The sequence below is a fragment of the Rhizobium sp. SEMIA 4085 genome, from assembly GCF_013004495.1.
In the GTDB taxonomy this organism is placed as follows: Bacteria; Pseudomonadota; Alphaproteobacteria; order Rhizobiales; family Rhizobiaceae; genus Rhizobium; species Rhizobium gallicum.
In genome coordinates, this window is sequence record NZ_JABEPH010000194.1 from 1 (window position 1) to 11,484 (window position 11,484).

The following is an 11,484-nucleotide window of genomic DNA, read 5'->3' on the forward strand; positions in this document are numbered from 1 at the left end:
GCCAAGGTCCCCGCTGTTCAGATATTTCATGGTGACTTCGGAAGACATGCAGTCCTCCTTTCGGTCGGGGCTAGGGCATGACCGCCCTCAGACAGCAGCGCCCGTGAAAATGGCTGCTGGAGGCCGGACAGTGCGCTTTCAGGCAATACAAAGCAAACGATATCTTTCGCATTCCCTTATATATCGTGAGGCGGTTCGCGGCGTCTGAACGGACCGCTGCGCGATGCCCTCAGTCGCTTCAGACAATTGACCACGGATGTCGTTGCACTGGTGTGAAAAGGCGATGCCGTGCGATTTCGCCCGGCCTTGTTTATTGCCGCATTCTTTGGCGCGAGTGTCCCGCCGGCCTTCGAGCGACCTTGAGGGCGGAAACATCTTTGGTCCAGAAAATAGCCTTAAAAGGGCAATTCTAGGAATGCTCCATTGCTAAAGAGCAGTGCGCAGGTTTTGCCCATCGCTTGGAGGATTCTTCGGCAAGGGCGGCCAATGTGACCTTGCCAAACTTCGCCAGCAAGATGGCTTGCGCCTCATGCATCGCCCCGGCAAGCGAGGCGTTGACGGCCTGTTCGATGACGCAGTTCGGATTGTCGCCCGCCAGTCCGATCGAGAAGAGTTGCGGCGCGCCCAAGGCGTTGTGGATGTCGAGCAGGGTGATCTCCTCCAAAGGGCGTGCCAGGACCCAGCCGCCGCCGTGCCCCTTCTCGGACCGGACATACCCCTGATTTCGCAGGCCGGCCATGGTTCGGCGCACGACAACGGCATTGGTGCCCAGCATCGCTGCAATGGTTTCGGATGTTGCGGCGCCTTCGTGGCGATCCATGTGAACAAGCACATGCAGCATGCGGGATAAGCGGGTGTCGTGTCTCATGGCCTGGTTCACTCGTTTGCGGTTCACAGATGTAACAGATGCATAATCATGCAACAATATTAGTTGCATGATTATTGACAAACCATTTCACGTAACTTAACAAGTTCCATGACGCAACGTTCGGCCGTCCCGCCGGGCGATGAACCGGATCGACCGTGAGAGGTTATTTATGCATTTCGACGTCATCATCATCGGCGGCAGCTTTGCAGGCATTTCAGCGGCGCTGCCGCTCGCCCGTGCCAGACGGAAGATCCTGGTGATCGATGCCGGTGAGCGCCGCAATCGCTTTGCCGCTGTCTCGCACGGTTTTCTGGGGCAGGATGGCCGTGAACCCGGCCTCATCGTATCCGAGGCCCGCCACCAGCTCGAACGCTATCCGACTGTCCACTGGCTGAATGCCAAGGCACAAGCCGCAGAGAGGACAAGCAATGGATTTGCCATCGAAATCGATGGCAAACCTATGAAGGAAGGCAGGCGTCTGATCCTGGCAGCAGGGGTTGCCGATCGACTGCCCGAAATTCCAGGCCTGCAGGAACGATGGGGAAAATCTGTCTTCCATTGCCCCTATTGCCATGGTTACGAACTGAACCAGGGGCGGATCGGCGTCATCGCATCCGGGGAGCATTCCATGCATCATGCCCTAATGCTTCCTGACTGGGGCGAGACGACTTTTTTCACTAACGGTATCGTCGTCCCGAATGCCGATCAGGTAGCGCAATTGCGTGCGCGCGCAGTCAAGGTCGAGACGACACCAGTGCGCAAGATCGCAGGAGACCGTGCGGATGTCTGGCTGGACGATGGCAGGATTGTCGCAATGGACGGTTTGTTCACCTTGACGCGGACTTCAGTGCAAATCCCTTGGGCCGAGCAACTGGGCTGCGTGATGGAAGAGGGGCCGCTCGGCCAGTTCATCAGGACGGATGCCGTAAAGCAGACGACCGCGAAGGGCATCTTCGCCTGCGGCGATGCAGCAAGGGCCGCAGGCTCCGTTGCTCTCGCCGTTGGTGATGGGGCGCTGGCCGGAACGGCGGCGCATCAGTCGCTGATGTTCGGGAATGATTGAGCGCATTTTGATGTCCGCGGCATGAACAAGAAACGTTCCAAACCGGCATGCCGTGTGGCGTCACAACACTGCAACTGTTGTGACGTTTAATCGCTTAATGACCAAACGCGCCCTTGTTATCATCGACCTAATCAATGACTACCTCGACCGTTGGAGCGCAGATAAAGCAGCTCGGCTGATCGGTGAAACCAACAAGCTGGCTGTGGCCTTTAGACAGGCCGCGTTGCCCGTCATATGGGTGCGGCCGGAATTTCGGCCTGACCTTAGCGACGCCTTTCTCGAGATGCGCGACAAGAACCTGAAGATCGCGATCGAGGGAACTTCAGGCGCCCATCTTCATGCTGGCCTCAATTGCCAGCCAAGCGACACGACCATCGTAAAGAAACGCTATAGTGCCTTTTACCGGACCGAACTTGAAGACATTCTATCGGCGATGGGCGTGGCCGAGCTGGTATTGTGCGGCATCAACACGCACGCTTGTATTCGCATGGCCGCTATCGACGCTTACCAACGCGACCTTCGCGTGGTGTTGGCGGAGGAATGCATCGATTCCTATGATGCCGAGCATGGAAGGGTCTCGCTCGATTACATGAATGGAAAGATTGCCAAGTTGGCTACTGTTCCCGAGATAATCCAGGCTCTCCGCCCACTTCAGGCCGCAGGAGCCTTGCCGCCGCCGGAAGCCGCAAGCAGCTTCGATGCCACCAGGACTTCGGTGCCTGCAAGGCCCGCCGAGCAAAACAACGTCGTTTGATCGTGCGCCTGGCGAACAGGCAGCCTGCCGCTGACGATCGCTGCCAAATCCACCAAGCGCACAGCATCGGGCGACCCACGCAGGAAGAATGGAGCCTTGTAAGCGTCTGTCTGCTCCAGAGAGTCGGTCGCGATAAGATGGGCGGCCGCGGCGATATCGAAGCCCAACTCATGCTCGTCCACGGTCTTCGGACCGAGAGTGTTGATGTGAACTCCGGGCTTCAGCCAAGCCGCCTCCATCACCGGTGTTCGGCTGGTCGTTGCACAAATGACGATATCGGCCTCGCTTACAGCGCGCCGGGGCGAATCCACGGGCTCCACGGGGATACCTAAGCGCTGCTCCATCTCCGCTGAGAATGTGCAACGGTTCTGTTCGTGGCGGCTATAGACTCGGACATGATCCAGCCTGCGGACAAGTGCCGCGGCCTCCAACTGTGTCCGCGCCTGTTGCCCGCTTCCAATGACGCCTACAGTCCTGACGCTAGGCGATGACATGTGACGAATGGCAATGCCGCCAATCGCGCCGGTTCGGATATTTCCCAAGCGGCTGCCGACGACAAGGCCTTGAAGCTCTGCCGTTTCAGTCGACCAGACCGCGACGACCTGTTCGTGACGCGGCCCGTTGAATGTTTCATAAACCCTGAAGCCCGCAATGGAACCCTCGCCGATCGTCCCGCCGATGGTGAAGACAAGGTCGCCTTTGCCGCCAAAGACCACGTTATGCCTGGGCGGCGAGATCAATACCCCTGCTGATCGCGCTGCCATTGCTTCCTCGATCGCCTTGATGGCGATCGGCATAGTCGTGCTTCGGTCCAGATCGTCGTCACTTAAAACGATGGCCATCGGCGCCTCCTTGGCTGACAGACTGCGTCATGTTCGCGTCTCAACTTAGATTGAGGTCAACGGGGATTTTGCCGCAGGCGCCAGATTCGATCCGGACGACCGGAAAAGCACCAGGTGCAACTCTTTTTTATTCAATTCGCCTTTTTCGCCATGGGCTGAATATACTGGGATTATTTTCCTCCAAGTCCGCGCAAAGAAAAAGCCGGGCTTGGGGCCCGGCTTTCGCGCTTAGGAACGTGCAAGGTTCAGCCGCGGCCGCGTTTGCGGCGCTGGCCGAGGCCCATTTCCTTGGCGAGGCGCGAGCGCGCCTCGGCATAGGCGGGAGCGACCATCGGATAATCGGCGGGAAGATCCCACTTCTCGCGGTATTCTTCCGGCGAGAGACTGTGATGGGTCATCAGATGGCGCTTGAGAGATTTGAAGTTGCCGCCGCATTCCAGGCAGGTGATCTGATCATCCTGTACTGACTTGCGTACCGAAACGGCGGGCTTCTGCTTTTCGATGGTGGCTGCGGCGGGTTGCGGTGCAGACGTGTTGCTCAGTGCGGAATGCACGTCGGAAATCAAATTGGCCAGGTCACTGACCGGGACCACATGATTGCTGACATAAGCCGCTACGATATCGGCCGTCAGTTCTACCAGCAATTCCGGCCCGTTGCCGGTCGCGGTATCCGTCATATTGTGTATCTCCTGTTCGCATGCGTGGATGACCCTCTTTCGGAGGATCGCCTTCGTAGAGGCAAACAGTAAAAGGCCCAGACAGCGGCATCATGTCCTAAAAACGCGAATCCACCCCTAGATTCTTGAGACCGAAACCTGTTCTAATACTGCCCGAATACGAATCACAATCGCCGCACTCTTCGACCATAGCCTTCATTAGACATTCGAAATCAAAGCTAGAGATGGAATAGGCGAAACGATTCTAATTCGAAATCAGAACTCTACTTACACTTCAATTATCACTGTTTTACCGAAAGTCCAATTCTTATTTGCGGTTTTTCTACTTAAAAAGTTCAAAACACTAAGATTTCGCAAGCAAGGCTGCGGCTTTAGTTCACAATCGCGTGCATAACTTGCGTAAAACGAGCTAAATCGCTGAAAATTATACTCTCATCGGCCCTCCATGTCGTCGCGAACCGAGAGTTCCCACAATTTATGCCCCGTTTCATGCGCCGCCTTGGCCAAAAGGTGCGCTGCGACCGGGGCAGTCAGCAGCAGAAAGACGACGCCTGCGGCAGCGCGCGCGAAAATCGCAAGTTCGCCGGAATAAAGGCCGGCGGCAAGCAGCAGCAAGCCGGAGCCGACGGAACCCGCCTTGGAGGCTGCATGCATACGCGAGTAAAGGTCCGGCAACCGGACGACGCCGATCGCCGCCGAGAGCGCGAAAAACGCACCGGCAAGCATCGTGAGGGCGGTTGCCGCGGCGATAACGTGTTCCATTATCGTGCCTTCCCTTCCGTATCGCCCGGCGCCGGCGCCGCTGCCTGTTCTTGCCTGGCCGGCGGCGGCCTGGCTCCGGGGCCACGGCGCGACAGGACGAAGCGGGCGAAGGCAACCGTCGCGAGAAAGCCGACGAGGCTCAGTGCGATCGCGATATCGATGTAAAGCGCAAAGCGCGTCTTGACGGCGATCACCGCGATGAAGCCGATGGCAATGCCGGTCAGCGTATCCAGAGCGAGAATGCGGTCCGGCAGCGTCGGTCCGATGATCACGCGATAGGCGGTGAGCACGAAGGCGATCCCGAGGATCGCAAGCGTGACCGCGGCGGCGGCCGAAACAAGCGTAAACGGCGCAATCATCGGAAAGCCTCCATGATCTTGCGTTCGAAGCCGCTCGCAATGGCGCGCTTCGTCGCTTCCGGGTCGGCGCAGTCGAGCGCGTGGACATAAAGCGTCCTGCGGTCCTCCGAAACATCGACTGAGAGCGTGCCGGGCGTCAGCGTGATGAGATTGGCAAGCAGCGTGATCTCGAGATCACGATCGACGGTCAGCGGAAAGGCAAAGATGCCGGGCCGGATCTCCATCCTCGGCCGCAGCACCGTCCGCGCGACGGTCCAAGCCGAAAGCGCCAGTTCCTTCAAGAAAAGCAGCGCGAGTGACAGGACAAGGCGCGTGCGGTGAAGATAGCCCTTGCTGCCGAAAGGCTCGCGCACGATCGCCAAAGCGACGGCCCCGAGAACGAAGCCGAAAACAAGATTGTGCAGCGAGGCGCTGCCGGAAACGGCAACCCAGGCAATGGCAAGCAGCAGATTGACGAGGAAGGCGATCATTGCGCCGCTCCTTCCGGGAAGACAGAATGGATGTAGGCGCCCGGATCGGCGAGGCTTCCGGCGGCCGCCTGCACCAGCGACAGCAACGGCTCCGGCGCGATGCCGAAACCGGTGACGAGTGCGGTCAGCGCCAGAAGCGGCAGCGCCGATTGCCAGCCGATCGCGACCGCCTCGACAGGCGCCGGCGCCGGGCGCCAGTAGGCGAGCAGGAAGACGCGGCCGAAACAGATGGTCGTCAGGAACCCGCCGGCCAAAAGGGCGGCGGCAAGCCACCATGCGCCGATATCGAGCGCTGCCTTGACGAGGATGACCTTCGGCCAGAAGCCGGAAAACGGCGGCAGGCCGCAGGCGGCGAGGAAGAGGATGAGCGAGACGGCGGCAAACCAGCCGCACTCGCGATAGAGCCCGCCAAGCGCGCTGAGCTGGAAGCTGCCCCCGAGGCGGGCCGCCTGCCCCGCCAAGAGGTAGAGCGCCATCATCAGCATGACGGAATGCAGCGCGTAAAAGACCGAGCCGCTGACGCCACCCGGCGTGCCGATCGCGATACCGGCAAGCATGTTGCCGATGCCGGAAATGACGACGTAGCCGAGCATGCGGCGGATATCGGTTTGCGCCAGCGCGCCGAGTGCGCCCATGAGGACGGTTGCGGCGCCGACAAGCGCGATCATCAGGCTCAGCGCCTCGCGCTCCACCGGCAGCAGCATCACCACCACCCGGATCAACGCGTAGATGCCGACCTTGGTGAGCAGACCGGCAAAGAGCGCGGAGACGACGATGCGCGGCGTATGATAGGAGGCCGGCAGCCAGAAGTTTACCGGGAAAGCGGCGGCCTTCATGGCGAAGGCAAAAAGGAAGAGGGCAGCCAACGTCATCAGCGGCGCGGTATCGCGCAGGCCCGCGGCCTTCAGGGCGATGTCGGCCATGTTGAGCGTGCCGAAGATCGCGTAGAGGTAGCCGACCGCAATCAGAAAGAGCGTCGTGCCGATCAGGTTCAGCACCGCATATTTCATGGCACCGTCGATCTGCTCGCGCTCGGATCCAAGGATCAGCAGGCCGAAGGACGAGATCAGCAACACCTCGAACCAGACATAGAGGTTAAAAATGTCGCCGGTGAGAAACACCCCGGACACGCCTGCCATCAGGAGCATCAGGAACGGGAAGAAGCCGAAGCGCCGCCCGCCCGCGTCGATGTCGGTGAGAGCATAGAGGCTGCTCACAAGCGCCGCGATCGCGGCTGCAAGCGCCATCAGCGCGCCGAAGAGGTCGACGGTGAAGGCAATGCCGAAAGGCGGCAACCAGCGCCCCATCACCATCGTGACTGGGCCATCGTCGATCACCCGTTTCAACAACACCGCGTCGACCAGCACCAAGGCCGCCAGGCCGAGGACGGCGATCAACGCATGCAGGCGGACATGGGCGCGAAGCATCAGCATCAGCGCGCCGAGCACGATGCAATGCACAACCGGCAAGATCACCAGCCAATTGCTTGGGGGAACGGGTGCGGTGAGGAACGCGGCGGAAAGGTCGGTGCCGATGGGGGCGGCCATTTAAAGCTTCCTCCCCTTCTCTCCGGCAAGGATTAGTGCCGCGCGGAGCAAGGCGACGAGGAAGGTGAACGGCGCAGGCCGCAAGCGTCGGGAGCGCAAGCGACGGATACCATATGCCAGGTCTACCCCCTCATCCGCTCCTTCCGGGCCGCTTCTGCCCGCCGGCAAGAAGGCTGAACCCGCGGCAGCCCCAATGGAAAAAGCCAGCGCCACCAGCCGATCTCCCTCCCTGTGGGGGCGATGGCCGGCAGGACGGAGGGGGGGTATCATCCGCACCATCCTCATCTCAATACCCCACTGGCGGAAGCGGCGGATCGTCGGGCTCGGCGACGCGCATCTCGTCGGTGTTGTCCGTGCCGATGTCCTGATAGGCCCGGTAGGTCAGCACCAGCAGGAAGGCGAGGAAAGAGAAGGAGATCACGATCGCCGTCAGGATGAGGGCTTGCGGCAGCGGGTTGGCTGCACCGGCGGGCAGCGCGTCGAGGCCCGCCGGAATGATCGGCGGCACCTCGCGCGTCAGGCGCCCGGCGGTAAAGAGCAGGAGGTTCACGGCGTTTCCAAGGATCGCGATACCGAGCATGATGCGGATCGAGAATTTCGACAGCAGCAGGTAGATGGCGGCAGAAAAGAACAGGCCGACGAGGATCGCAAAAAGCGGCTCCATCACTCCACCTCCCTTTCCTCAAGGGCTAGCGCAATGGCGGTGATCGCGCCGACGACAACGAAATAGACGCCGATATCGAAGAGCATGACCGTCGAGAGCGGCACCTCGACGCCAAGGATTGAAGGATAGACCCAAAGGCCGGTCATGAAAGGCACGGCTGCGGCAATCGAGACCAGGCCGGCGACCGCCGACATCATCAGCCCGGCACCGGCGATCGACAGCGGATGAAAGAGGATTGCCCGGCGCACAGCCGGCACGCCGGCCGCGATGCCGTAGATCGCCAGTGCCGAAGCGGCGATAAGCCCGCCGATGAAGCCCCCGCCCGGCTCGTTGTGGCCGCGCAGCAGGATGAAAACCGAAAAGAGCAGCATGAGTGCGACGAGGAAGGGGGCGATGGTGCGGAAGATGAGAGTGTTCATCGGGTGGGTGCTCCGCTTGGCGGCAATCGTCGGACGAGGCTACCTTCTTTGCCCATCAAGTCAGTCGATGGGGCACGCAAGGACAACCCTACCTCATCACCCGCCCTCATTCTCGAAGCACCACCTCCTCGTGCGCCACCCTGGCGATCTGAATCCCGCTGAATGCGTGCGCTTTGCCAACAGCGCTCATCCCAAGATCCCCTCATTCCTGTGCTCGTCGCAGGATCGAGGCCTCGGCGCGCCTGCGCCGTGAATGAACCGCCTTTTGCATGGTTCCTGTGACGGGCACGGCAATGATGGCGGTTGAGGCAATGTCGTCTCCAGACAACATCACCTGGCGCTCCAAACCTGCCGGACTTTAAACCTCCGAGATGGAAACAAACGCCTTTCACTCCGCCCCCTCCCCTCGGTCCGGATCAGGCGCGACCAGCTTCCGCTCTCCCCCTGCCCGCATGCGGATCAGTGCGATGATGGCGAGGCCGGTGATGGCGACAACGGCGATCTCGCCGAGGGTGTCGGTGCCGCGGAAATCGACGATGATGACGTTCACGACATTGGCGCCGTGGGCAATGGTTTTCGAATAGGTGTTGAAGAAATCCGTCAGCGCCGCATTGAACGGCCCCTCCGTCGCCCGCATCAGAAGCAGCGCAAAGCCGAGGCCGCAGGCAAGCGCGATCGAGCCGTCGCCAAGCCGCTGAAGCAGCGGACGCGGGTCGGTCGGCGAGAGGCGAAGCCTCGTCATGACGAGCGCCAGGATGACGACGGACAGCGTCTCGACCATGAACTGCGTGAAGGAAAGATCGGGCGCCCCGAAGAGCAGGAAGATCAACGCCACGGAAAAGCCCTGGATGCCAAGCGAGATGATTGCCGTCAGCCGGTCGCGGGCGCAAAGCACTGCCGCAAGGCCGATCACGGCGAGCAGGAAGATCGCCCATTCATGGAGCTGGACGCCGCGCGGCCAGACGGGAAACGACGGCAGTTCGCCGTAAAGCAGCGGCGGCACGAGGAGTATCAAGGCGAGGCAGACAAAGGTGCAGGTCACGTAGATTTCCAGCCGTCCCGGCTGGACGATGCGGGTGACGCGCCAGGCAAGGCGGACGAGCCCGGCGATAAAGCTATCGAAGCCGCGGTCCGGCCCCGGCCCTGCCGCCTGCAAGAACGACACCATCAGCGCCCGGGCCAGCTCAATCTTCCAATAGACCGCAACGCCAAGGATGACGGTCAATACCGAAAGCGCGAGCGGAAGGCCCAGATGCGGCATCGGCGAGATCGCAACGTCGATCGCATCGCCCTGAACGGCCGAAGCCATCGGAGACGATATGTAGTGATGCGTGATGCCGGAAAAGAGCGCGAGAGCAAGGCCCAGCGCTGCCAGAATGCCGGGACCGAGCCAGAGCAGGACGGGCGCCTCGTTGGGATGTTTCGGGGTTTCGGCCGCCTGACCGACGAAGGGTTTCAGGCCGACCGAAAAGGCAATTGCAAACATCAGCGCATTGCCGAAGATCGCGACCGCGGTGAAGACCAGCGAGCGCAGGTTGCCGCCGGCGAGCGCAGCGTAGATCTCCTCCTTGGCGAGGAAGCCGAAGAAGGGCGGAAGGCCGCCCATCGAGATCGCGGCGAGCATCGCAATTGCAAAGGTCAGCGGCATGGCGCTCAGCAAACCGCCGAGCTTCGTGATATCGCGGGTGCCCGTCTCGTGGTCGAGGACGCCTGCTATCATGAAGAGTGCACCCTTGAAGAGCGAGTGCGCCACCAGGTAAAGCACCGCGGCTTCGATTGCGTATTCCGAACCGAAACCGGTTAGCAGGACGAGAAGGCCGAGCGAAGAAACCGTCGTATAGGCGAGCTTCAGCTTCAGGTCGGCATGGGCAATGGCGAGCGCCGAACCGGCAACCAGGGTCATGCCGCCGAAGAACGGCAGCAGGATTTCCCAGGCCGGTGTGCCGCCCATCACCGGGTTCAGCCGCATCAGGAGATATACGCCGGCCTTAACCATGGTTGCGGAATGCAGGTAGGCCGATACCGGCGTCGGCGCCTCCATGGCGTTCGGCAGCCAGAAGTGAAATGGAAACTGCGCCGATTTGGTAAAGGCGCCGCACAGCACGAGACCGAGCGTTGCCAGATAAAACGGGCTGCCGCGGACGACATCGCCGAAGGGCGAAAGCAGCGACATCTGCGTGACGCCGGTGATGTTCCAGAGAAAGAGCAGGCCGGCCAGCAGGCAAAGCCCGCCACCGCCGGTCACCACCAGTGCTTGAAGTGCCGCCCGTCGTGCCGCCTCCCGCTCATGGTCGAAGCCGATCAGCAGGAAGGAGGTGATCGAGGTCAGCTCCCAAAAGATGAAGAACATCAGGAAACTGTCCGAGACGACGACGCCGAGCATCGCACCCATGAACAGGAAGATAAAGGAGAAGAAGCGCCCCTGCTGCGGATGCCCCTTCAGGTAGCCGCCGGCATAAAGCACGATCAGCGTGCCGATGCCGGTAATCAGCAGCGCAAAGGTGAGCGACAGGCCGTCGAGAAACCAAGAGAAGCTCAGATTGTAGCTCGGCACCCAGGAATATCCGCCGGTCACCACCTCGCCACGGGCGACGCCTGATATGAAGCGGAGGAAGTGCAGGAACGACAGGAACGGCACGGCAGCCAGCAGCCAGGCGCCGCTTGCGCCGAGCCGGCGAATGACGAAAGGGGAAAGCAAGGCGCCGAGAAGCGGCAGGCACAAGGCCAAAAATGTCAGACCAGTGACACCGGCCATGTCCCCTCCTCATTGCCAGAAAGTGATGCGTTGGCGCGAACTTAGGGTAATCGGCAAGCGCCCTCAAGCATTTTCGGAGAAGGTTTGGATGAATGATCGGAGGCAGGACCGATCAGGCCTGGCGGAGCGTAGCGGCAGACGCAAACATGTGAAACAGCAGGACAACTACCGTCAGCGGCCAGAGAATGCATGCCACCGCGCCTGCGAGGCGGGCCAACGTCCAACCATCGTGGTTGGCCCAGCCTTCCAGCAAAGTCATCGTCAGAAAGAGCACAGCCACAAGGCAATAGGCCCACGGTAGAAC

13 protein-coding genes are annotated in these 11,484 nt (G+C 60.8%); 2 read left to right on the forward strand and 11 right to left on the reverse strand.

Going from position 1 to position 11,484, the window contains the following annotated elements:
• Positions 1 to 409 precede the first annotated feature (409 nt).
• Positions 410 to 868, reverse strand: a complete 459-nt coding sequence (locus C9413_RS19065) for an Rrf2 family transcriptional regulator (RefSeq protein ID WP_039844332.1) — start codon at positions 866 to 868, stop codon at positions 410 to 412.
• A 169-nt stretch (positions 869 to 1,037) separates the two neighbouring features.
• Here C9413_RS19065 and C9413_RS19070 point away from each other — a divergent pair, with 169 nt between their 5' ends.
• Entirely contained in the window at positions 1,038 to 1,931 is an 894-nt protein-coding gene (locus tag C9413_RS19070) for an NAD(P)/FAD-dependent oxidoreductase (protein ID WP_039844331.1), read from the forward strand.
• 52 nt (positions 1,932 to 1,983) lie between these two features.
• Positions 1,984 to 2,685, forward strand: a complete 702-nt coding sequence (locus tag C9413_RS19075; RefSeq protein ID WP_223843976.1) for an isochorismatase family cysteine hydrolase — start codon at positions 1,984 to 1,986, stop codon at positions 2,683 to 2,685.
• Here the strand turns inward: C9413_RS19075 and C9413_RS19080 are convergent.
• From C9413_RS19080 to C9413_RS32765, 10 genes are all read right to left on the reverse strand, one after another.
• On the reverse strand, positions 2,583 to 3,527 hold the full coding sequence (locus C9413_RS19080) for an ornithine cyclodeaminase family protein (RefSeq protein ID WP_039844330.1): 945 nt from the start codon (positions 3,525 to 3,527) through the stop codon (positions 2,583 to 2,585). The genes C9413_RS19075 and C9413_RS19080 overlap by 103 nt on opposite strands.
• Positions 3,528 to 3,772: 245 nt before the next feature.
• The gene (locus C9413_RS19085; protein ID WP_022714520.1) at positions 3,773 to 4,204 is read right to left on the reverse strand and encodes a MucR family transcriptional regulator; all 432 of its coding nucleotides are present in this window, start codon (positions 4,202 to 4,204) and stop codon (positions 3,773 to 3,775) included.
• A 432-nt stretch (positions 4,205 to 4,636) separates the two neighbouring features.
• Positions 4,637 to 4,966 carry a monovalent cation/H(+) antiporter subunit G gene (gene mnhG, locus C9413_RS19090; protein ID WP_170250762.1) on the reverse strand — a complete coding sequence of 110 codons (330 nt, stop codon included), beginning with the start codon at positions 4,964 to 4,966 and terminating at the stop codon, positions 4,637 to 4,639.
• A complete protein-coding gene (locus C9413_RS19095; protein WP_039844329.1) occupies positions 4,966 to 5,325 on the reverse strand; it encodes a cation:proton antiporter in 360 nt (119 codons plus the stop codon). The genes mnhG and C9413_RS19095 overlap by 1 nt, the downstream gene beginning before the upstream one ends.
• On the reverse strand, positions 5,322 to 5,795 hold the full coding sequence (locus C9413_RS19100; RefSeq protein ID WP_039844328.1) for a Na+/H+ antiporter subunit E: 474 nt from the start codon (positions 5,793 to 5,795) through the stop codon (positions 5,322 to 5,324). The genes C9413_RS19095 and C9413_RS19100 overlap by 4 nt, the downstream gene beginning before the upstream one ends.
• Positions 5,792 to 7,342: a Na+/H+ antiporter subunit D gene (locus C9413_RS19105; RefSeq protein WP_039844327.1), complete on the reverse strand. Its 1,551-nt coding sequence runs from the start codon at positions 7,340 to 7,342 to the stop codon at positions 5,792 to 5,794. The genes C9413_RS19100 and C9413_RS19105 overlap by 4 nt, the downstream gene beginning before the upstream one ends.
• A 286-nt stretch (positions 7,343 to 7,628) precedes the next feature.
• The gene (locus C9413_RS19110) at positions 7,629 to 8,006 is read right to left on the reverse strand and encodes a Na+/H+ antiporter subunit C (RefSeq protein ID WP_039844325.1); all 378 of its coding nucleotides are present in this window, start codon (positions 8,004 to 8,006) and stop codon (positions 7,629 to 7,631) included.
• Entirely contained in the window at positions 8,006 to 8,425 is a 420-nt protein-coding gene (locus C9413_RS19115; RefSeq protein ID WP_039844324.1) for a Na+/H+ antiporter subunit B, read from the reverse strand. Before C9413_RS19115 ends, C9413_RS19110 begins: the two co-directional genes overlap by 1 nt.
• A 388-nt stretch (positions 8,426 to 8,813) precedes the next feature.
• Positions 8,814 to 11,180 carry a putative monovalent cation/H+ antiporter subunit A gene (locus tag C9413_RS19120; protein WP_170250763.1) on the reverse strand — a complete coding sequence of 789 codons (2,367 nt, stop codon included), beginning with the start codon at positions 11,178 to 11,180 and terminating at the stop codon, positions 8,814 to 8,816.
• A gap of 112 nt (positions 11,181 to 11,292) precedes the next feature.
• Positions 11,293 to 11,484: hypothetical protein (locus C9413_RS32765; RefSeq protein WP_210263549.1), on the reverse strand; the 192-nt coding region annotated here is incomplete at its 5' end.